We start from the raw sequence: 20,497 nt of genomic DNA on the forward strand, positions 1-20,497 counted from the left end.
AAATAGAAAAATAAGGTACAATAACTACCGAATCAACAGAACTAATGGATATGCCTGAACGGCAGGCCGCATGAGCGGCGGAAGGAAGGATCAACGCATGTACGTAGCAAATGATTGGCAGGATTATGAAATCATGGATACCGGAAACGGGGAGAAACTCGAGCGCTGGGGGGACGTCATTTTGCGCCGCCCCGACCCGCAGATCATCTGGCCGATTGCCGATGAGGATCGCAATTGGCGCGAAGTGCACGGTCATTACCACCGTAGCTCCTCCGGTGGCGGGCAGTGGGAAATGAAGAAGCAAATCCCCGATCGCTGGACGATTTCTTATGACCGGCTGAAATTTTATATTCACCCGACGAATTTCAAGCATACGGGATTGTTTCCGGAACAAGCGGCCAACTGGCGCTGGATGATGGACAAGATCGCCGGTGCCGGACGTCCGATCCAGGTGCTGAACCTGTTCGCTTATACCGGCGGCGCAACCGTGGCCGCGGCTTCAGCCGGCGCTTCCGTCGTCCACGTCGACGCCGCTAAGGGAATGGTCCAGTGGGCCAAAGAGAACCTGGCGCTCTCCGGGTTGGCGGACCGCCCCGTGCGCTTCATCACGGACGACGTGTTCAAATTCGTGCAGCGGGAGCAGCGGCGCGGCAACCGCTACGACGCCATCATCATGGACCCTCCTTCATACGGGCGCGGCCCTGGCGGGGAGATGTGGAAGCTGGAAACAAGCCTCTACCCGTTTGTGGAGTCTTGTTTGTCCATTCTGTCGGACAAGCCGCTCTTTTTCCTGATTAACTCCTATACGACCGGCATTTCTCCGACCGTACTGAACAACATGCTATCGATGACGGTTAAGAAGCGGTACGGCGGACGGATCTCCGCTGGCGAATTGGGACTGCCGATCACCCGTTCGGGGCTTCACCTTCCTTGCGGTATTCTCGGACGCTGGGAGGAATAACGTATGGATTCCGGAGCCAAGCGGACCTCGGGACAGCCGGCGATGGCGATCCTTTATGAGGATAACCACCTGCTCGGCATTGAGAAGCCGGTGAACATCCCGACCCAAGAGGATGCCAGCGGCGACCCCGATCTGCTGAATCTGTTGAAGGCGGATATCAAGGAGCGATACGGCAAGCCCGGCAACGTGTATCTTGGACTCGTGCACCGATTGGACCGCCCTGTCGGCGGGGCGATGATCTTCGCCAAGACGTCGAAAGCCGCTTCGCGGTTGGCCGAGACGGTGCGCAGCCGCCGGTTCAGCAAAACGTATGTCGCCGTTGTGCACGGAACAACACCGCAGCCACAAGGCCGATTGAACGATACGCTGCTCAAGGATGAACGCACCAACATGGTGGCTGTCGTCCCCGCCGGGACGCCGGGCGCTAAGGAGGCCCGGTTGGATTACCGGGTGCTCGGTAGTTCTACGTCAGAAGGGTTGAGCCTCGTACAAGTGGAGCTGCATACCGGACGCCCGCACCAGATTCGTGTGCAAATGAACCGCATCGGTTGTCCCCTCTACGGCGACCAGAAATATGGTGCGGCAGTGAACAAACCGGGTCAACAAATCGCCCTATGGTCACTGTATGTCGGTTTTCCGCACCCCGTAACCAAGGAGCCGGTTGATCTGGTCTCCCTCCCGCCACACTCGTATCCCTGGAATTTATGGGAGGATAGAATGTATACCCGCCTCGCAGCCTTGCTGCAAGCCGGGGAGAACGGAATGGAATTGTAAAAAGGCGGGATGCCTAGGGTTGATTTCAACCCCCTAGCGTCCCGCCCCTTTTTTTTGACACCGCTTCTTATTTCGTTCCGGAGATTTTGCCCAGCAAAAAAACCAACAGTTGTTGATTATGGGTGGAGATTCGGTCCAATACCCCGCTTAAATATGCGTTGCGAACCGCGATGCCCCGTTGTACTTCCGTTTGTCCTTTATCAGTAATCGACACCCATACGTTGCGGCGGTCGTTTTCGTCCCGATCGCGGCGGATCAAATCCCCCCGCTCCATCCGGTCAAGCAGCATCGTCACTGCGGCCGGCGTTGTGGAGAGAAACGGGATCAAATCGGACGGCTTCAGATTGCCCTGCTGCTCCAGCAGCTCCAGAACGGTTAATTGCGAAGTCGTCAGCGTTGGAGCCAGCTCCTCTTCCATGTGGGCCTGATAATCCTTCACGATGAGATCAAGCAATCTGGCAAATTCAGCGGTATGCAATCTTATCCCTCCTTGCCTTACATCACCACTTAAATCATTCGCTGCTTCCTTTGCAAATTCCTGCTCGCTTTGCGCAATAATCCAGTGATTGATGGCTGGTAGGAGATGACCCTGAAGATTTATTGAACGGAATACCGCCAGCCGAACAAATCTTCACGTTCTCCGCGTTGAATTCCTGTCAGCGTGTCGTAAAGCTTGGCAGACAACGCCCCGGTTTCTCCGCCGGCAATTTCAATATCGCGCTCTTCCCATTTCATGCTGCCAATCGGGGAGATAACCGCTGCGGTGCCGGTTCCGAACGCTTCCTCGAGCCGACCTTCCTGATGGGCCTCGAACAGCTCTGCCACGGAAATCCGACGTTCCGTAACCGGTACGCCCCATTCGCGAAGCAAACGGATAACCGAATCGCGCGTCACGCCGGCCAGAATGCTCCCATTGAGCTCAGGGGTGATGACTTCTCCGTCAATCTTAAAGAACACGTTCATGCTGCCAACTTCTTCGATATACCGTTTCTCGATTCCATCGAGCCAAAGCACCTGGGAGAAGCCAAGCGATTTGACGTCTTCCTGTGCCTTGATCCCCGCCGCATAATTCCCGGAGGTTTTCGCCTCCCCTGTACCGCCGCGCACTGCCCGAACATAACGATCCTCTACATAAATGCGGACCGGGTGAATGCCTTCCGGGTAATACGCCCCAACCGGCGATAATATGACAATCAAACGGTACTCTTGGGCCGCCCGCACACCAAGCCCCGCCTCGGTAGCGATGATAAAGGGACGGATGTACATGGAATTGCCTTCACCTTCCGGCATCCACGCCTCCTCCAGTAAGAGGAGGCGGTTAATCCCCTCAAGCACTTCCTCCGGATCGACCTGAGGAATGCCGATGCGAGCGCACGACTGGTTCAACCGACGTAAATTCATGTCGGGACGGAACAGCACAAGTTCTCCCTGCGGCGTCCGGTACGCCTTCATCCCTTCAAAAACCTCTTGCCCGTAATGGAACACCATCGCCGATGGATCCAGCGAGATCGGACCATAAGGAACGATACGCGGATCATGCCATCCCTGACCTGCCGTGTAATCCATCAGCAGCATATGATCGGTAAAATACTTTCCAAAGCCCAAACGATCGGCTTCAGGCTTCATTTTTTTGGTGCTAGTTAACGTGATTGGCCATTTTTCCATGGTTCAGTTCCTCTTTTCCAATATCGGTTTTACGAATCGTACGAATCAATTGATTCCCTGTCTCTCACTATACCGATTCTAAGTTCATTGATCAATAACATAGTTTCGATTATAATCATTGACAATATCTATGAAAAGATACGGAGGGGATCCGGAATGGAGCATCGCTTGCTGGAATATTTCATTGCGGTCGGTGAGGATTTGCATTTCACCAAAGCCGCAGAAAGACTCGGAATTACCCAGCCCACACTTAGCCACCAGATTCGCTTGCTGGAGCAAGAGCTCGGAACTGCGCTGATCAGCCGCATCGGCAAAAAAAACTACCTAACCCAAGCGGGTTCCATCCTCCTGGAGCATGCCCGCCGGGTCGTCTATGAAGTGGAGCAGGCCAAGCTGGAGATCGGCCAGATAAGCGGCGTGCAGCGGGGCCAGCTCCGCATCGGCTGCTCCGGCAATCACTTGCTGGAAAGCAAGCTGATCTCTTTCCACCGCCAGCATCCTGGCATTGCGTTGACAGTGCTCGAGTTGGCTACCGAGGAAACGCGAGCCGGACTGCTCGCCAACCAGCTGGATCTCGGCGTCGTGTTCCTGCCGCTTCAGGACGAGCAAATCATCAGCCGTCCACTCTATGACGAAGAGTTAGTATTCGCTGTCTCCAGCCTGCACGCCTACGCAGAATTGCCTGAGGTCACACTGGAACAGTTGGCTCGGCTGCCGCTCGTCTTATTTCCTCCGAAGTTTTACGTTCGGCAATTGCTCGATACGGCCTGCGCCGAACAAGGCATCGAGATTCGGCCCGTCATGGAACTATCGACGATGGAATCGCAGGTACAGATGGTTCTTCACCATGTCGGGGGAACCGTGCTCCCTGCCTCCTATGCCCAGACGCTGGCTGGAGCGAACCGCCGCGGTGAGATCACCGTTGTCCCGCTGGCGGAGCCCGTTCCACGTAAAAATGTCGGGTTGGTGTACCGCAGCAGTACGTTTATGGACCCTACGCTTCAGGCGTTTATCCGGCATTTGACGGAATAGGATAGCATATCTCATTTTTTCCATTCAATAAGCGGTAGAATGCTTTCTTTAAGGGAGGTTGCGGGGCCGCCGATCAACGTCTCTAAATCCTCTGTGGTGGAAGTCGTATTCAGTTTGCTTAAATACCCATAAATCCAGCTCTGGATCTGCGGATCTTCGCGATGAACGACGTTTTTACCCGATATCTCAGACAAAGCTTCCGCCAAATTCTGAAAAGTCCAGAACCTAGGGGCCGTTAGCTCGTAAATCCGATTTACATGGTGCGGGGCCGGGCGAGAGCCTAAAACGGAAGAGATGGCCTTTGCTAAATCCTCACGTGTAACGGTATTAAAGCGCCATTCTCCTGGGAATGTGGTCAGTTCTCCCGTTCGGATGGCCGAGTCGAGCCCGAACTGGGACGTTAGGTCGGCATAAAGAGCATTCCTGAAGAAGGTATATGGAATCCCCGAAGTTATAATAGCTTGCTCTGTAGCCAAATGCAGAGGCACGGGTGGAACTTGAACGGTTCCGGGAAACGCAAAGCCCGTATAGGATAGATGTTTTACCCCTGCCCGTTTGGCTGCCTCGACAACTTGGGTATGCTGGCAAAGGCGAACAATATCATCGATGTCCGAGCCAGAGATCAGTAGCAGCTTATCCACGCCGGTAAATGCAGGGGTCAGGCTTCCGGGTACATCATAATCGCAATAGCGCACCTCAACGCCCAACTCCTCATAGTCAGTTGCGCCTTCCGGCTTGCGCACGCAAGCGATTATGGGCTCGTTTGTCGCCTGCTGACGCAAATACTTTAAGATCAGTTTTCCTAACTTCCCGGACGCTCCGGTAATGGCAATTGACATAATAAACCTCCCTGTACATTTAATTAAGAACTTAACTATACGCTCATTATGAATTACACTTGGTTTTTCAACTTATTTAGCAAACCTGCGAGTTGTTTCAGTTCGTCATCCGTAAGCACCTTTAGCTTCTCAGTGACAGTACTGCGGTTGCCTGGCAAATGATTCAGCAGAAACGACTGGCCTTCGATCGTGATCGAAATAACTGACTTGCGACCATCGGTCGGATGGCTGGTCCGGCGAATCAATCCATCCTTTTCTAAAGGGGTGAGCAAAAGGCTGATGTTTGCTTTCGTGACACCGATCTTTTGAGCGAGCAAGGAAGGAAGCAGTTGCCCTCCCTCCTTCATGATTTCGACCAGGATGCGGACTCTGGCACCATTCTGTCCGATGGAGTGCCAGTATTTTTCCGATACCTCTACCAGCTTCGCGGTCGCTTCCACAAGAGTGAAGAATACCTGCATAGGCAACGTTTGTTGTATTACGTAATCCTGCAATTCTTCCATTAAACGCACTCCTCAATCTCAAGCTGTTTAATTAAGCACTTAACTAATATAATCAAGAACTCCCCCATAAATCAAGGGGATCATTAATTTTAAGTCTTCTTTTGTAGCCAGCTCTGGTTATGTTGCTCTCCAAACACTAGAAAAAAGTCCCGCCAAATCGCTTACGCGCCTTTCGCGGGACTTCTACTTATTCTGATTTGCTTTTGAGCAGAAGCTCGGTGACTCCGTCGTTCTTCTCGAGATGCATCAGCGCTTTTCCGATCGATTTCCGATCGGCTAACGGAGCCTCTTCCGAGCTGAATGCGTGCATTTTTCCATCTTTCGTAACCGCCTGCAAGAGCACCGGCTCTTTGCAGCGAATCCCGCCGATCAGACGGCTGCCGTTCGGCTTGACGCGTTTGCCTTCCTTAAACTCAAAGGACTGTACGCCTTTGCCGCCTCGGCTTTGGAGCGGGTAATCCAGCAGCAGGCTGCGTTTGCCGTAAGCCAGATCCGACACGACGAGAACTTCGCCTTCTTCCCCTTCGACCCAGAGTGCGGCGACAACCTCGTCGTCTTCCTTCAGGTTGATCCCGCGTACCCCTGCGGACACGCGACCCATTGGGTTCACTTCGCTTTCAGCAAACCGGATCGCCATTCCCTGTTTCGTCAGCATCAGGATCTCTTGATTGCTTCGGCTGACTGTGACGCTCAGCACCACGTCGCCGTCGCCGACCTTGCAAGCGGCGATGGCTCCGGAACGCTTCGTCTCGTACTCCTTCAATTCCGTCCGCTTCACCTGACCGTTCTTCGTGACGAACACCAGACTAAGCTCCGGATTCTCGTCGAAGCTTTTCACCGGAATAACGCTGATAATCCGGTCCTCTTTGGCGAGCGGGATCACGTTGACGATCGCCGTTCCGTTGTCCTTCCACTTGAACTCCGGAATCTGGTGCACCGGCAAGAGGAAATACTGTCCCCGCTGCGTAAAGATCAGCAGGTTCTGCAGCGTATCCAGCTCCAGCAGATGCTTGATGTAGTCGCCTTCTTTGACCCCTGAGCCATCCCGCTCCCCGCCGGATCTAGTAAAGGACAGCATGCTGGTGCGTTTGATGTACCCTTCATGCGAGATCGTGACCAGCACATCCTCCTGGGCAACGAGAACCTCGAGGTTCACTTTAAGCTCCTCAACCTCGTCTTGAATGTGCGAGCGGCGGTCAATTCCGTATTTGTCGCGGATTTCGATCAGCTCTTTTTTGATCAAAGCAATCAGTTTCTTATCGCTTTCCAGTATGCCGCGCAGAACCGTGATTTTCTTCTGGATGTCCTCCATCTCTTTTTGCAGCGTCGTGATTTCGAGATTCGTCAACCGATACAGCTGCAACGTCAAGATGGCATCCGCTTGGCGTTCGGTGAAACCAAACATCCATTGCAGGTTGTTTTGCGCATCCTGGCGGTTCTTGGAGGCTTTGATCGCCGCGATGACCTCATCCAAGATGTTGAGCGCTTTAACTAGGCCCTCCAATACGTGAGCGCGGTCCTCCAGCTTCTCCAGCTCATATTGCGTCCGGTACGTGACAACTTCACGTTGATGGGCAATGTAGGCTTCGAGCATCGCTTTGAGGCCCAATAAGCGCGGCGCTTTGTTGACGATCGCCACCATATTGAAGTTGTACGTGACTTGAAGATCGGTTTTCTTTAGCAAATACGCTAAAATCCCCTGGGCATCCGCATCCTTCTTCAGCTCAACAACGATACGCAGGCCGTTCCGGCCGCTTTCGTCGCGGACCTCGGCGATTCCGTCCACCTTTTTCTCCAGACGGATGTTTTCCATGGCCGTAACCAAACGGGATTTAACCACCTGATACGGAATTTCGGTGATCACGATCTGCTGTTTCCCGCCGCGGAGCGTCTCGATCTCCGTCTTCGACCGCAGATAAATTCGGCCTTTGCCGGACTGATAAGCTTCCTGAATGCCTTCCTCGCCCATGATGATCCCGCCCGTTGGAAAATCCGGTCCTTTGACGAACAAGCGAATTTCCTCCAACGTCATTTCGGGTTTCTCCATCAAAGCGATACAAGCATCGATCACCTCGCGCAGATTATGCGGCGGAATTTCCGTCGCAAATCCGGCCGAGATCCCGCTGGCGCCATTGACCAGCAGGTTCGGAAATCGTGCCGGCAGCACCACAGGCTCCTTCGCTGTGTTGTCGAAGTTGTCTTTGAACGGTACGGTTCGTTTCTCAATGTCGCGCAGCAGCTCCATCGCGATCGCCGACAGGCGAGCTTCGGTATACCGCATTGCTGCCGCCGGGTCATCGTCCTGCGAGCCCCAGTTGCCGTGGCCGTCGACCAGCGTATGACCCATCTTCCACGGTTGCGCCATCCGCACCATACCCTCGTAAATCGAAGAGTCCCCGTGCGGATGATAGTTCCCCATGACGTCCCCGACGGTTTTGGCCGACTTCCGGTACGGCTTGTCCGGCGTATTGCCGGAATCGTACATCGCGTACAAAATCCGCCGTTGCACCGGCTTCAACCCGTCGCGAATATCGGGAATCGCCCGGTCTTGAATAATGTATTTGGAATACCGGCCAAAGCGGTCACCTACAACCTCTTCCAGAAACGCCGGCAAAAAGTTTTCCAGCATGCTCACATCAATTCACCTTCTATTCCTCAAACTCCGTGAAATCCACGTTTTCCACGATCCAGCGCTTGCGCGGATCGACCTTGTCCCCCATCAGCGTAGACACGCGGCGTTCGGCTTTGGCGGCGTCTTCGATCTGCACCTGCAGCATGGTCCGCGTTTCCGGATTCATCGTCGTTTCCCACAGCTGCTCGGGATTCATTTCCCCTAAACCTTTGTAGCGCTGCAGCTCGAAATTCTTACCGAATTCCTTCAGGTAGTTCTGCAGTTGCTCGTCACTCCAGGCATATCTCACCGTTTCCAGCTTGCCGGATCGACGGGTGATCTTGTACAAAGGTGGCTGAGCGATATAAACCCGTCCCGCATCAATCAATGGCTTCATGTAACGGTAGAAGAACGTCAGCAGCAGCACCTGGATGTGCGCGCCGTCCGTATCCGCGTCGGTCATAATGATAATTTTGGAAAAATTGCTGTCCTCAACGGCGAATTCCGGCCCGATGCCAGCACCGATCGCCGAAATGATGGCCCGGTACTCGTCGTTCTTCAGAATATCGGCGAGCTTCGCTTTCTCCGGATTCATCGGCTTACCCTTCAGCGGCAGAATCGCCTGGATCTTCGAATCGCGCCCCTGCTTCGCCGAACCTCCGGCAGAATCGCCTTCCACGATAAATAGCTCGGTTCGCGAGAAATCCTTCGATTGTGCCGGCGTCAGCTTACCGCCGAGGTTTGAGCTTTCGCTCCGTTTCTTGCCCGTGCGCATTTCGTCGCGGGCTTTGCGGGCGGCCTCCCGCGCTTTAGAGGCTTGTACCGCCTTCTTAATCAACGTTTGGGCGACCTGCGGGTTCTCTTCCAGAAACACCGCCATCTTATCCCCAACGACCGATTCCACGGCGCTGCGCGCGGACGCACTCCCCAGCTGGTCCTTCGTTTGTCCCACAAACTCGACCTCGGACATCTTGACGCTGATGACAGCCATCATCCCTTCGCGCAAATCATTGCCTTCGAGGTTCTTCTCCTTCTCCTTGAGGATGCCGTTCTTCCGGGCATACTCGTTCATCACCCGGGTATATGCCGTCTTGAATCCGGTTTCATGCGTTCCCCCGCCGCGAGTTGGAATGGAGTTAACGAAGGAGACTAGGGTTTCGGTATAGCCTGCATTGTACTGCAGCGCAACCTCCACCTCGATATCTTCCCGCTCCGCATAGAAATGGACGACGTCATGCAGTACGTCCTTCCCATCATTGAGAAACTGAACGAACTGACTGGCTCCGCCCTCGTAAAAAAACTCGTCGAAACGGTCGGTCCGCTCGTCCTTCAAGGTCACCTTCAGGCCCGAATTCAGAAAAGCGATCTCCTGTAAACGTTCCGCGAGCGTATCATAGTTTAATCCGATACCACCGGAAAACACGCGAATATCCGGTTTAAACGTGACCTTCGTTCCGGTCTTATTCGTATTGCCGATGACCTCAAGTCCAGTGACCGGTTCGCCGACGTGTTCAATACCTTTGTCGTCGACCCAATATTCGAAGCGCATCCGATGGATTTTCCCGTTCAGGTAGATGTGAACCTCCAGCCACTCGGACAGTGCATTGGTCACCGAGGCGCCAACGCCGTGCAAACCGCCTGATTTCTTGTAACCCGATCCACCGAATTTACCGCCTGCGTGCAGAATCGTAAATACGACCTGCGGCGTCGGAATGCCGGTTTTGTGCATCCCGATTGGAATTCCCCGGCCGTTGTCGATTACGGTGACCGATCCGTCCTTATTCAGCGTAATGTCGATTTTGGAGCAGTACTTTGCCAGATGCTCGTCGACGGCATTATCTACGATCTCCCAAACCAGATGATGAAGTCCCGACGAGCTCGTACTGCCAATATACATCCCTGGCCGTTTGCGTACCGCGACAAGCCCCTCGAGCACTTGAATGTCGTCCGCGTCGTAACCCGAAGACGAGCTTCCGGAACTTGTGCCGGGTACGTCCTCGAACAAATCGATTTGTTCGGCCATTCATGCTCCCCCTTTATTTCTTGTAGTAAACCTCTGTATGTAAACGAACAGATGTTTTGGTGCCTTTGTCCATTTTAATTCAAAATATCTTGTTTCGTAAAGACAAGGAATGAAACGATTAGCGAGCAAGCCCCCCAAACCGCCAGCACAGCCAGCGAAAAGCCCAGCGTCATCCCCTCGATTGGCGCCGGAGTACCTGCTAAATAATTCGTTAAACCCAAGTTCACCATGAACAGGTATTTGGCGCTCGTCCAGGAGGAAGCCATATTCGTCAAAATATTGCCGGCGATCAGCGTCGCCATCATGATGACAATGCTTGCCGACGTGCTGCGCACGAGCACGGACACCATGAAAGCCAGTGCGGCGACCACAACGCTGACAAACCAAATCAGTCCGGCCTGCATGAAGATATACTGCCATTGCGGCACTGCGTGCACGCCCGAGATATCCACTTCCGCCCCTCTGAGCTGGAACCCGGTAAATACCGGCATCGTCCATCCGCGGTAACCGAAAAATAAACCCGATATCAAATAACAAATCAAACAGGTTGATAAGATGATTAAGGACACGAACATCAGCAAGGTCAACAGCTTGCTCAACAGGATTTTCCACCGTCTAATCGGCCGCGTAAGCAGCATTTTGACGGTTCCCCCCGTCCGCTCCGAAGACACGATATCCGAGCCCACACCCATGATTAACAGCGGAATGAACAACGTGGCCGCGTTATCTAAGAACTCCCGAGTAAACGAAACGCCGCCCGGCTCCTTCGGATTCACGTCATGTTCCAAATAATATTTCATCTGCTGAATATAAATTTGGCGGTATTTCTTCCATTCTTCCGGTACCCGGTCGCTGCCCAGCGAATTTTGGTTGTCCGTGATCGCTTGCTGAACCTCCCGGCGCCAGTCGGTACCGAACTTCTCCCGTTTGTCCTCGGCCTGCCGCAGCTGGGCGTAAGCAAACATCGGCACCAGCACGATTAGAACAAGCAAGATGACATAAAAGCGTTTCTTCTTGATCATCTTGATCGTTTCATTTTTTACTAAAGGCAAAATGTTATTCAATGCTTTCACCTTCCGTCATCTCCAGGAACAGCTGTTCAAGTGTCGGACTGACTTTCTGGACGGCTTCCACCCGGACCCCCTCCCGCACCAGGCGACCCACGAGGTCAGCGATTAATTCCGGTTGCATTTGGGTTACAATCGCTTGGCCCTGGATCCCCGCCATGATCGTATCGTCCAGCACGTTTCCAGCTTCGCTCACCACGCTGACCCCGGATGCCGAACGAAGCAGCCGCTCTCCGGGCTCCCGGGGTTCCAGTTCCCATATCACATAACTCATGTTCGCTTGAATCAGTTCGTCAACTTGGCCGACGGCCAATATGCGTCCACGCCCGATAATTGCCACTCGGTCGCATAACAGCTGAATTTCGCTAAGTTGATGGCTCGATACGAATACGGCCATGCCTTCCTCTGCCAACCGGCGGATAAACCCGCGCATCTCTTTAATGCCCTTGGGATCGAGACCATTCGTTGGTTCGTCAAGGATTAGCAGCTTCGGTCGTCCTAACAACGCCTGAGCGATCCCCAGCCGCTGTCTCATCCCTAACGAATAGGTTTTAACCTTATCGTCAATTCGGCCCGTCAGCCCCACCATATGAACGACTTCCTCAATCCGATTTGCATCGATGCCCGGGATCATCCGGGCAAAATGCTCGAGGTTCTCCCGTCCGGTCAAATAGCTGTAAACCTCGGGATTCTCTACGATCGATCCCACGCAACGCAACGCCAGCTCCGGTTCCCGCTGCACATCGTATCCACAAATGTTCACTTGACCGGCCGTTGGGCGAATCAGGTCAACGAGCATGCGGATCGTCGTCGTTTTACCGGCCCCGTTAGGTCCCAGGAACCCGAAAATCTCCCCGGCATACACCTCGAAATTCACTTCGTGTACGATCCACTTTCGGCCGATTTTCTTCTTGAGCCCCTGTACCTTCAATACAGGTTGGCGTTGTTCGGCATTCATCGGCTGCCGTATCCCCATCGCCGTCCACTCCTTCATTTTTACTCCAGAACAAGTCCTTTATTAGCGCTTAATGCCCTGCACCATTCGTTCAGCTATTGCTTGGTAGCCGTCCCCGTTTGGGTGAAAATGATCGCTCGACAGATAGCGGGACGAGTTTTGCATAAACAAATCATAGGTAGGCACCACTAACGTACCTTCATATTGGCCGAGCGCATTCATCGCCATCGCATTCCACCGAGCCACCGCATCATTACCGATTTCCCGCATCCCTTCCAGGTCGCTGAATGGGTTATATAAAGAAACGTAGACAAGCAGTGCCTGCACATTGATTTTTTTAATATGCGCGACGATTTGCCCAAAATCAGCCGAACTCTTATCGATAGCCGCATCGATTTCGGCTTCGGTGGGCACCTGTTCGCCGGAGGTCAATTCTTCCGTGCCGTTGAACAAATCATTGCCTCCAATGGACAACAGGATGATCCCCGCCTGCTGCAAAGCATATTTCACGCCCGGATCCTCCAGCATCGGCAAGAGTTCCTCCGTTGTTAACCCATTGATCCCGAGGTTGTTGACCAATTTAGAGGTTGCGCCTTCTTTATTCAATAAGTCAACCGTCCGCCGTGCAAATCCGCTCCCCGTATCGTCCCCGGTCCCTTTGGCCAGGGAATCCCCGATAGCGGTCACATCGAAAGCGCCGGCCTTTGCGGCCTGTTCCGTTCGGGAAGGGGATACCGCCTGCTTGCCGGCTACTGCCGAAGGATTCGCAATATCCGACACTGCGTAAACGAAGCCAGCCAGCAGCAGCAAGGTCGACAGGGCGGAGGAAATTCCTGCCCATCTCCAGATTCGGGACGTTCTGTTCATGCCACTTCCTCCTGTTCGTTCTAAGTCCCATCTAACACTCACTTCAATAAACTCTCCAACTTATGTAAATAACATAAAACTTCTTGTGAAGAGATGCAAATTTTCTCGAAAAAAGGACTAGCTTTTTGTAAGTCACAGAGTTATAATATTTCATGTTCCGAAAAAACTTCACATTGCGGGTTATTAGCTTAGCTGGTAGAGCAGCCGACTCTTAATCGGCAGGTCGCAGGTTCGACCCCTGCATAACCCATTTATAGCATCCTCCACTGCATCGGCAGCTTGGGGGATGTTATTTTTTGTCCACTTCGAAGCCAAAAAAGCACGAGAATCGAGGTTGTCGCCCCGTTCTCGCGCTTCTCGTCATGGTCCAGCCACCGACACTGTATTAGTTGGCACGGATGACTTTGACGTCGGCTGAAATCACCTTGACGCCTTCGTACAACATAAACCGTCCATTTTGCCACTCGATACGCAGCAGCTTGCCGTCGTCGGACTGGTATTGCCACACGTGCTGCTCTCCGCCTTGCAGAAACGGCGTTTTGCCAACCACGGACACGTAACCCCCGTACTCCTCATCCAAAAAATACTCCGTTCCGTCCAGCTCCATTTGAGACGGTACTTCGGTTGGATCGTCCAACCTTCCGTCAATCGGTTGATACCACTGATACTGCAGCGTCTCGCGCTCCTCCACCAGCAGATAACTGATGCGACTGCCGTCCTGTAGCGTCAGTACGACGGCATTACGGCCGCGATTGCCCACTCGTCCGGTCACTTCGTAGGAGACGAGCGATACCTCGCAGATGTCACCGGGAGCTAGTGCAAGCATGCTCTTCTCTGTCATCGGCGGTGCCGGTTTGGCAAACAGGTTACCGATTCTTTTCCATACGCTCATGTTCGGTCTAGCCTCACTTTAGGTTCGATTCGCCTATTTTTTATCCTCGTATTGCTTCATCAACTCGGCCAATTCCGCTTCCACTGCAGCGTCCTTGTTCAAGCCTTCAAATTCTTCGTCCAGAGACTTGCCCTTGGAGCTAAGTTCATTGCTTGCTTCAGCTTGGGCTTCCATCTGCAGCATTTTCTCTTCCATACGTTTCAGACCGCTTGATGCGGAATCCGCATTAAACCCGGACATCGTCTTGTTGATTTCGTTCTGCGCTTTCGCCGCATTGTAGCGGGCTACGAGCGTTTCGCGTTTGTTCCTCATCTCCGTCAGTTGCTTGCGCATTTCCTCAAGCTTACCCCGAAGATTGTCGGCCGCTGCTTTATTCTGGTCATAGCTGGTCTTGTATTCCGCCATTTTCGTTTCAGCCGCTTTCTTCTCTTCCAAAGCGCGGCGAGCCAGATCAACGTTTTGCGCTTGGGCCGCTTGGTGCGCCTGTTGTGTGCGACGTTCGACCAAAGCTTCCTGTTCTTCGTACAGTCCCTTGAACTTCTTCTCAATGGCAATCTGAGCGGCAACCGCCTTCTCTGCGTCTTCAAGATCTTCTTGCATATCGCGGATATATTGGTCGGTCAACTTAATCGGATCTTCCGCTTTGTCGATCAAAGCGTTGATATTGGACATCGTCAAATCGCGTAATCTCTTAAACATAGACATTTGTTTATTCCTCCCGATTGAAATATCAGATTATGCATATGTTTACGCTGCAGAATTCAGGAGGTTTCAATAAAAATCTCGATTTGGGGAAGCTTCTAAAAAAAGAGCCCGAAAGGCCCCCATGTGAAATGTTCTTACGATCGCTGTCGCTCGCGGATTTCTTTGATATCGTAAATTCCAACACGGCAGAAATCCTCTCACAAAGGCGACCACAGCCTCTCCTTCCGAAGTAGCTTTCTTTCAGAAAGCTTTTAGTTTCTTCAGAATCATTTCACCCTCTGGCCTTTTGCGCTCTTTATCTCCTTTCAAATCCCCCCAATCTGTGAAGGGGGGGAGTAGGAGGCCCGGTGAATCTTATCGTTAATTCACCGGGCTATTACTCAATTACTCTACCCTGGTCTTTGCCATCGCCGTACGCGACTCCGCTCTCTTGCGCTAACGGACCGTAGAGGCGTTATTTAAACATTTCCCGGTTATTTCCCAGTTTAACGGACCCAGAAGCCGTTATTCGCCTCAAAATGAGGCTACTACGGCCAATTGGGAGCAAATAAGGTCTTCTCGGTCCGTTAGAGTTCTTAGCCTTGTGCTTCTAGCCAAATAACGTCTCTCAGGTCCGATAAAAATCAGCACACCCTCTAATCGCGCACTTCCACTAACTAGAACAAAGAGCCCGACGAATCATTGCCCAGATTCGCCATGGCTCTCTATCTGCCCCTAAGCTCGCGGATGAATCGCGAGTTGCCTCCTCAGCTCCAAGGAAAGCGAATAACGAACCTAAGGGAGTTTACGTCCGCATTGGGGAGCCGCTTGTCTTCCTTCTATCTCATCGTTGGACAAGCGGCGGACAAGAGCGGCCCGTGCTTGTTATTCGCTTCCGCTGACTCCGCTAAACTACAACAAAGAGCCCGGCTACACGCCAGGCTCCTCTATATTTTCATGCTCGCATGAAGACGCGAGCTCTCATTTCCCGATAAACTCCTGCACCCAATACCCATTATAATACCCGACGCCGATCAGCTTGTATTTGGGATTGAGGATATTCGCCTTATGGCCAGGGCTGTCCATCCAATCCTTGACCACTTCCTCGGCGGAACGCTGGCCTTTGCCGATGTTCTCGCCGGCATAGAGATACGTGATGTTGGATGAGTCCATCATATCGAAGGGGGAGCCGTAGTTCGGTGACGTATGGCTAAAATACCCGGTTTTGAACATGTCGATGGCTTTGGTCTTGGCCATCTTCGTTAAGTTGGTATGCACCATCAGCGGTTTTAACCCGGCGTCCTTTCGCTCCTTGTTCACGAGCGCGACCACCTTGGACGCGTTTTGCGTCTGGATTTGCGCATAGACTGCTGCTAGCGACTTCGACTTAACTCCAGATACAGCAGCTGCATGCGCAGTGTCCGTTCCCAATCCGCCTCCTTGCGCCGTCGTCAAAGCCAATGCCAAAGCCGCAACCAGCAGCCCGGACATCCCGATTTTTGTACTCCATTTCTTCATGATGGATAGCTCCTCCCAGCCGTTTGCCCCGTTTTGCCGTTTCTTGTCACATTTTAACATATTTCGATGGCCTCTGCTTGCTTAAAAAATGGAAAAAGAGCGACTCATGAGCCGCCCTTCCCCCTGCCATTCCTTTTCTTATTTCTTGCTTGCGTATTTACGCATATCGAATGCTACGGCAGCAACGATAATCGCACCTTTGATGATTTGTTGCCAGTAAGGACCTACACCAACGAAGGTCAAGCCGTAGTTGATAACCGTAAAGATCAGCACCCCGGCCATGATGCCCGGAACCGTACCGATACCCCCTGTAGTGGAAACGCCGCCGACGACGCAGGCTGCGATCGCGTCAAGCTCGTACATGTTCCCGTAGTTGTTCGTTGCGCCGCCGGTTCTAGCGGCTTCCATCACACCTGCCAAGCCATACAAAGCGCCTGCGATAGAATAAATGAGGATCAGGTTTTTAGATACGTTGATCCCGGACACCTTAGCCGCTTGCTCATTGCCGCCAATCGCGTACATGTTTTTACCGAGACGTGTTTTGTTAAACATCACCCAAACAATGGCGCAGACGACGATGGCGATAATGACAATGTAAGGAATGGAGAAATCACCTTTCCCAATGCTCCCCGAACCCAGCAGATTCGTAAAATCGCCGCGCAGGCCGCCGATAGGCTGGGATTGGTTAGGATCGGTATCGAAGTACAGCGAGTTGATTCCGTAAATGGCAACCATGGTACCCAAAGTAGCGATAAACGGCGGAACTTTGAATTTAGCAACGATTACCCCGTTAATCAGACCAAAGAGCAGGCCCACTGCAATAGCGATCAGAACCGGAATAAACATCGGAAGCTCCGGCAAATTGGGGAAGAAACGACGCGCATAATCTACTTCTTGCAGCATGGAAGCAGACACGACCGCCGTCAAACCAACCATCCGGCCAGCGGACAAGTCAGTACCGCCCGTGATGAGAATAAAGGCCACGCCGAGGGCGATGATCACCCGTGTCGACGACTGGATCAAAATATCGCGAAGCGTATTCAAGCCAATAAAGCTAGGCTCATAGACAGCGATGCCGACTAATAGCACAGCCAAAACGATATAAATGGCATTTTCACTAACAAAACTTTGTAATTTCTTTGTATTCATGATTTTCTCCTCCTTCTCTAACCTTAGTGCTGGGCAGCCAAACGCATAATTTCTTCTTCCGTAGCCTTGTCTCCATCCACAATCCCTGTAAGACGGCCTTCGGACATAACCATAACACGGTCGGACATCCCAAGCAGTTCAGGCATCTCGGATGAAATCATGATGATGCTTTTGCCTTGCTGTGCCAAATCCGCAATAATGGAGTAAATCTCGTATTTTGCCCCAACGTCAATCCCGCGTGTGGGTTCGTCTAAGAGCAGAATATCCGGCTCAGTCAAAAGCCAGCGCGCAAGCAGTACCTTTTGCTGATTCCCGCCCGAAAGGTTCATGATCAACGTCTTCGGGGACGGCGTTTTGGTCCGTAGCTTCTCAACCATTTGGTTGACTTCGGCTTTTTTCTTGCGATCATTCAAGAGCCCGAACGACGTCACGTAACGGGACATATTCGCGATCGCCCCATTTTCGTGAACGGACAATACCGGGAAAATACCGGTCGTGCGGCGTTCCTCCGTGAGTAGGGCTAACCCGTGCTTCTTGGCTTCGCCGGCACTGCGAATCTTGACCTCTTTGCCCCCGATCGAGATCGTCCCCGACTGAATTTCCCGGAGGCCGAACAGCGCTTCGATCAATTCCGTGCGCTGTGCCCCGACCAGTCCGCCCACGCCAAGGATTTCCCCTTTACGCAGCTCAAACGATACATCCTTAAACGATTTCGGGTTGCTGGACGTCAGCTTATCCACCTTTAAAATGACGCCGTTCGGCACATTGTGGCGGTCTGGAAACCGCTGCGTTAAATCGCGGCCGACCATCTTGGAGATAATGAGGTCCGTGGTCATTTCCGCTGCCGGCCACGTGCCAATCTTCTTGCCGTCGCGCATGATGGTGACATCGTCGGAGATCCGCAGGATTTCCTCCATTTTGTGCGAGATATAAATAATCGACACGCCGCGTTTCTTCAAATCATTGATGATCCGGAACAGATGCTCGACCTCTACGCTTGTCAAAGAGGAGGTTGGTTCGTCCATGACGATAATCTGCGAGTTGAAGGATACCGCTTTGGCGATCTCGATCGACTGGATCTTCGAAACGGACAGCTTACCGACAATCGTTTCCGGGTCTAAATCGATATCTAACTGTTTAAACAGCTCTTCCGTGTCCTTGTACATCTTCTTATGGTCAACGAAGCGGAGAGGACCCCATCCTTGCATAGGGAAACGTCCGAGCCATATATTTTCCATGACATTGCGGAAAGGTACCGGATGCAGCTCCTGGTGAATCATCGAAACCCCGAGCTTCAGCGCATCGCTGGAATTGTTAATTTCCGCTTTCTGACCATTCAGCACAATTTCGCCATCGTCCGGCTTATAAATTCCGAACAGGCATTTCATCAGCGTTGATTTACCGGCCCCGTTTTCACCCATCAGCGCATGAACGGTACCAGGTCTAACCTGCAGCGTTACGCCATCCAGCGCTTTGACGCCGGGAAACTCCTTGGTGATGCCCTTCATTTCGAGCATGAATTCAGACATTGTTTTTCGCCCCCTGATCATTTCTTTCGCTTTAGAGGCACAGCATGATTTCCTCCGGTATTCCTATCCCTGCGAAAAAACCGGGAGGTCCGTACCCTTCGGCATCGAACCTCCCATTTAGTCTTTGCGAATGTTGAGAAGTCCTGCTGATTACCTGCTAGCCGTGCTCTTATTTAAAGTCAGCAGCGTTATCCTTCGTTACTTTTTGGTAAGGGATCCAAACATATTGGTTGTCGGTAATTTCGAAACCAACGCTGTCTTTGCTGATCGCTTCGCCTTTTGCCAGCAAGGAAGCCAAAGTAACTGCTGCTTTCCCTTGGTTTTCAGCGTCATTCAATACCGTACCCAGCATCGTGCCTTGTTCCAGCGCTTGAAGTGCTGGTGCCGTAGCGTCAACCCCTACAACCGGCATGTATTTGTCGCCTGTGAAGTATCCGGCCGCTTTCAAAGCTTCGATTGCGCCGAGAGCCATGTCATCATTGTTTGCAAGCACGGCTTCGATTTTGTCGCCGTTTGCAGCCAGGAAGGCCGCCATTTTCTCTTGGCCTTTTACGCGGTCCCACATTGCGGTGTCTTCGGCTACTTTTTCAACTTTGATGCCAGCTTCTTCAATCGCTTGGATCGAATATTGCGTACGCAGCTCAGCATCTTGGTGTCCAGGTTCGCCTTTCAGCATCACGTATTGCAATACGCCGTCGCCGTTTTTGTCCGCTTCCGGATTTGCTTTCCAGTAGTCAACTACGATTTGTCCGGATAACGTACCGGATTCTTCGGCTTTCGCACCAACGTAGTAAACTTTATCCCATTTCTTCATATCTTCCGGCAAAGGTTCGCGGTTCAGGAACACAACCGGCGTATCTTTGGCTTGGGCTTTGTCGATAATTACGCCTGCCGCCGTACGGTCAACCGGGTTAACGATCAGCGCGTTTGTTTTCTTCGTCAAGAACAAGTCGATTTTATCGTTTTGGGTCGGTTGGGAGTTTTGGCTGTCTACGACATCCACTTTTGCAATCCCGTCCGCGTTCTTCTCGATGGAGTTCCGAACGCCCGTCATGAACGTATCGTCAAATTTGTAAATGGCCACGCCTACGCTTGGAGTGGATCCTCCATTTCCTCCGCTGCTCTCTTTGTCGCCGCCGTTGGAGCAACCTACCATTGTCGCACCGAGCATTGCTGCGGCCAGCATGACTGTCGTCAACTTCTTCATATCTTTGACCTCCTGAAAAATGTATTTCTGTGAGTTATCCTCTTGGATACGTTTTCATTATGCATGGTTTTCGACGGAATGCGAATCCAAAATTCTAAGATGTTTCTATCAAAATTCTGATGATGTCCCTTTGAGAATTTATAGTTCGTTTCTTCGGTACGTTAGCAAAACGGCAAAACAGCAAGCCGTCCGGACGATCCGGATCCCACTTGCTGTTTGCT

Annotated in this window: 18 protein-coding genes and 1 tRNA gene; 4 read left to right on the plus strand and 15 right to left on the minus strand. The window is 52.3% G+C overall.

All coding sequences use genetic code 11. From position 1 onward, the window contains the following. Window positions 1-97: 97 nt before the first annotated feature. Together MKZ15_RS13230 and MKZ15_RS13235 are read left to right on the plus strand one after the other, a co-directional pair. Window positions 98-961, plus strand: a complete 864-nt coding sequence (locus MKZ15_RS13230; RefSeq protein ID WP_155608478.1) for a class I SAM-dependent methyltransferase — start codon at window positions 98-100, stop codon at window positions 959-961. A gap of 3 nt (window positions 962-964) precedes the next feature. Then, window positions 965-1,735, plus strand: coding sequence for an RluA family pseudouridine synthase (locus MKZ15_RS13235; protein ID WP_339816490.1), 771 nt, complete (start codon window positions 965-967; stop codon window positions 1,733-1,735). A gap of 67 nt (window positions 1,736-1,802) precedes the next feature. Here MKZ15_RS13235 and MKZ15_RS13240 read toward each other — a convergent pair whose 3' ends face one another. Both MKZ15_RS13240 and MKZ15_RS13245 read right to left on the minus strand, forming a co-directional pair. Further along, window positions 1,803-2,213 (minus strand): MarR family transcriptional regulator, encoded by a 411-nt coding sequence (locus tag MKZ15_RS13240; protein WP_339816491.1) that lies wholly within the window; start codon window positions 2,211-2,213, stop codon window positions 1,803-1,805. 119 nt (window positions 2,214-2,332) lie between these two features. Beyond that, window positions 2,333-3,400: a branched-chain amino acid aminotransferase gene (locus tag MKZ15_RS13245; protein ID WP_339816492.1), complete on the minus strand. Its 1,068-nt coding sequence runs from the start codon at window positions 3,398-3,400 to the stop codon at window positions 2,333-2,335. Window positions 3,401-3,556: 156 nt separating this feature from the next. On the opposite strand from MKZ15_RS13245, the gene MKZ15_RS13250 reads away from it, so the two are divergent. After that, complete coding sequence (locus MKZ15_RS13250) at window positions 3,557-4,432, plus strand: LysR substrate-binding domain-containing protein (RefSeq protein WP_213622888.1); 876 nt, start codon at window positions 3,557-3,559, stop codon at window positions 4,430-4,432. Window positions 4,433-4,443: 11 nt separating this feature from the next. On the opposite strand, the gene MKZ15_RS13255 is transcribed toward MKZ15_RS13250, so the two are convergent. From MKZ15_RS13255 to MKZ15_RS13285, 7 genes are all read right to left on the minus strand, one after another. After that, on the minus strand, window positions 4,444-5,271 hold the full coding sequence (locus MKZ15_RS13255; RefSeq protein WP_339816493.1) for an NAD(P)H-binding protein: 828 nt from the start codon (window positions 5,269-5,271) through the stop codon (window positions 4,444-4,446). A 53-nt stretch (window positions 5,272-5,324) separates the two neighbouring features. Then, on the minus strand, window positions 5,325-5,774 hold the full coding sequence (locus tag MKZ15_RS13260) for a MarR family transcriptional regulator (protein WP_155608484.1): 450 nt from the start codon (window positions 5,772-5,774) through the stop codon (window positions 5,325-5,327). A 187-nt stretch (window positions 5,775-5,961) separates the two neighbouring features. Continuing rightward, on the minus strand, window positions 5,962-8,409 hold the full coding sequence (gene parC, locus MKZ15_RS13265; RefSeq protein WP_213622885.1) for a DNA topoisomerase IV subunit A: 2,448 nt from the start codon (window positions 8,407-8,409) through the stop codon (window positions 5,962-5,964). Window positions 8,410-8,422: 13 nt separating this feature from the next. Further along, window positions 8,423-10,408 (minus strand): DNA topoisomerase IV subunit B, encoded by a 1,986-nt coding sequence (gene parE / locus MKZ15_RS13270; RefSeq protein WP_339816494.1) that lies wholly within the window; start codon window positions 10,406-10,408, stop codon window positions 8,423-8,425. Between the two features lie 74 nt (window positions 10,409-10,482). Beyond that, the gene (locus tag MKZ15_RS13275) at window positions 10,483-11,472 is read right to left on the minus strand and encodes an ABC transporter permease (RefSeq protein ID WP_213623017.1); all 990 of its coding nucleotides are present in this window, start codon (window positions 11,470-11,472) and stop codon (window positions 10,483-10,485) included. Further along, on the minus strand, window positions 11,465-12,451 hold the full coding sequence (locus MKZ15_RS13280) for an ABC transporter ATP-binding protein (RefSeq protein WP_339816495.1): 987 nt from the start codon (window positions 12,449-12,451) through the stop codon (window positions 11,465-11,467). Before MKZ15_RS13280 ends, MKZ15_RS13275 begins: the two co-directional genes overlap by 8 nt. 42 nt (window positions 12,452-12,493) lie before the next feature. After that, entirely contained in the window at window positions 12,494-13,297 is an 804-nt protein-coding gene (locus MKZ15_RS13285) for a GDSL-type esterase/lipase family protein (RefSeq protein WP_339816496.1), read from the minus strand. A gap of 177 nt (window positions 13,298-13,474) precedes the next feature. On the opposite strand from MKZ15_RS13285, the gene MKZ15_RS13290 reads away from it, so the two are divergent. Beyond that, window positions 13,475-13,547, plus strand: a tRNA-Lys gene (locus MKZ15_RS13290). Between the two features lie 135 nt (window positions 13,548-13,682). Here MKZ15_RS13290 and MKZ15_RS13295 read toward each other — a convergent pair. The 6 genes from MKZ15_RS13295 to MKZ15_RS13320 form a co-directional block, all read right to left on the minus strand. Next, window positions 13,683-14,189: a DUF4178 domain-containing protein gene (locus MKZ15_RS13295; protein ID WP_339816497.1), complete on the minus strand. Its 507-nt coding sequence runs from the start codon at window positions 14,187-14,189 to the stop codon at window positions 13,683-13,685. 33 nt (window positions 14,190-14,222) lie between these two features. Continuing rightward, window positions 14,223-14,894 carry a PspA/IM30 family protein gene (locus tag MKZ15_RS13300; RefSeq protein WP_155608488.1) on the minus strand — a complete coding sequence of 224 codons (672 nt, stop codon included), beginning with the start codon at window positions 14,892-14,894 and terminating at the stop codon, window positions 14,223-14,225. Window positions 14,895-15,854: 960 nt separating this feature from the next. Next, on the minus strand, window positions 15,855-16,391 hold the full coding sequence (locus tag MKZ15_RS13305; protein ID WP_193416058.1) for a CAP domain-containing protein: 537 nt from the start codon (window positions 16,389-16,391) through the stop codon (window positions 15,855-15,857). Window positions 16,392-16,529: 138 nt separating this feature from the next. Beyond that, the gene (gene mglC / locus MKZ15_RS13310; protein WP_155608490.1) at window positions 16,530-17,540 is read right to left on the minus strand and encodes a galactose/methyl galactoside ABC transporter permease MglC; all 1,011 of its coding nucleotides are present in this window, start codon (window positions 17,538-17,540) and stop codon (window positions 16,530-16,532) included. A 23-nt stretch (window positions 17,541-17,563) separates the two neighbouring features. Then, window positions 17,564-19,069 carry a sugar ABC transporter ATP-binding protein gene (locus MKZ15_RS13315; protein ID WP_193416057.1) on the minus strand — a complete coding sequence of 502 codons (1,506 nt, stop codon included), beginning with the start codon at window positions 19,067-19,069 and terminating at the stop codon, window positions 17,564-17,566. A 169-nt stretch (window positions 19,070-19,238) separates the two neighbouring features. Then, window positions 19,239-20,276 (minus strand): galactose ABC transporter substrate-binding protein, encoded by a 1,038-nt coding sequence (locus MKZ15_RS13320; RefSeq protein ID WP_155608492.1) that lies wholly within the window; start codon window positions 20,274-20,276, stop codon window positions 19,239-19,241. Between the last annotated feature and the right edge of the window lie 221 nt (window positions 20,277-20,497).

The sequence above is a fragment of the Paenibacillus sp. FSL R7-0216 genome (assembly GCF_037969915.1).
Taxonomy (GTDB): domain Bacteria; phylum Bacillota; class Bacilli; order Paenibacillales; family Paenibacillaceae; genus Fontibacillus; species Fontibacillus rhizolycopersici.

Coding starts and splice junctions, on each gene's coding strand:
- MKZ15_RS13230 (WP_155608478.1), top strand. CDS start 98: ATGTACGTAGCAAATGATTGGCAGGATTATGAAATCATGGATACCGGA.
- MKZ15_RS13235 (WP_339816490.1), top strand. CDS start 965: ATGGATTCCGGAGCCAAGCGGACCTCGGGACAGCCGGCGATGGCGATC.
- MKZ15_RS13245 (WP_339816492.1), bottom strand. CDS start 3,400: ATGGAAAAATGGCCAATCACGTTAACTAGCACCAAAAAAATGAAGCCT.
- MKZ15_RS13250 (WP_213622888.1), top strand. CDS start 3,557: ATGGAGCATCGCTTGCTGGAATATTTCATTGCGGTCGGTGAGGATTTG.
- MKZ15_RS13255 (WP_339816493.1), bottom strand. CDS start 5,271: ATGTCAATTGCCATTACCGGAGCGTCCGGGAAGTTAGGAAAACTGATC.
- MKZ15_RS13260 (WP_155608484.1), bottom strand. CDS start 5,774: ATGGAAGAATTGCAGGATTACGTAATACAACAAACGTTGCCTATGCAG.
- parE (WP_339816494.1), bottom strand. CDS start 10,408: ATGGCCGAACAAATCGATTTGTTCGAGGACGTACCCGGCACAAGTTCC.
- MKZ15_RS13280 (WP_339816495.1), bottom strand. CDS start 12,451: ATGGGGATACGGCAGCCGATGAATGCCGAACAACGCCAACCTGTATTG.
- MKZ15_RS13285 (WP_339816496.1), bottom strand. CDS start 13,297: ATGAACAGAACGTCCCGAATCTGGAGATGGGCAGGAATTTCCTCCGCC.
- MKZ15_RS13295 (WP_339816497.1), bottom strand. CDS start 14,189: ATGAGCGTATGGAAAAGAATCGGTAACCTGTTTGCCAAACCGGCACCG.
- MKZ15_RS13300 (WP_155608488.1), bottom strand. CDS start 14,894: ATGTCTATGTTTAAGAGATTACGCGATTTGACGATGTCCAATATCAAC.
- MKZ15_RS13305 (WP_193416058.1), bottom strand. CDS start 16,391: ATGAAGAAATGGAGTACAAAAATCGGGATGTCCGGGCTGCTGGTTGCG.
- mglC (WP_155608490.1), bottom strand. CDS start 17,540: ATGAATACAAAGAAATTACAAAGTTTTGTTAGTGAAAATGCCATTTAT.
- MKZ15_RS13315 (WP_193416057.1), bottom strand. CDS start 19,069: ATGTCTGAATTCATGCTCGAAATGAAGGGCATCACCAAGGAGTTTCCC.
- MKZ15_RS13320 (WP_155608492.1), bottom strand. CDS start 20,276: ATGAAGAAGTTGACGACAGTCATGCTGGCCGCAGCAATGCTCGGTGCG.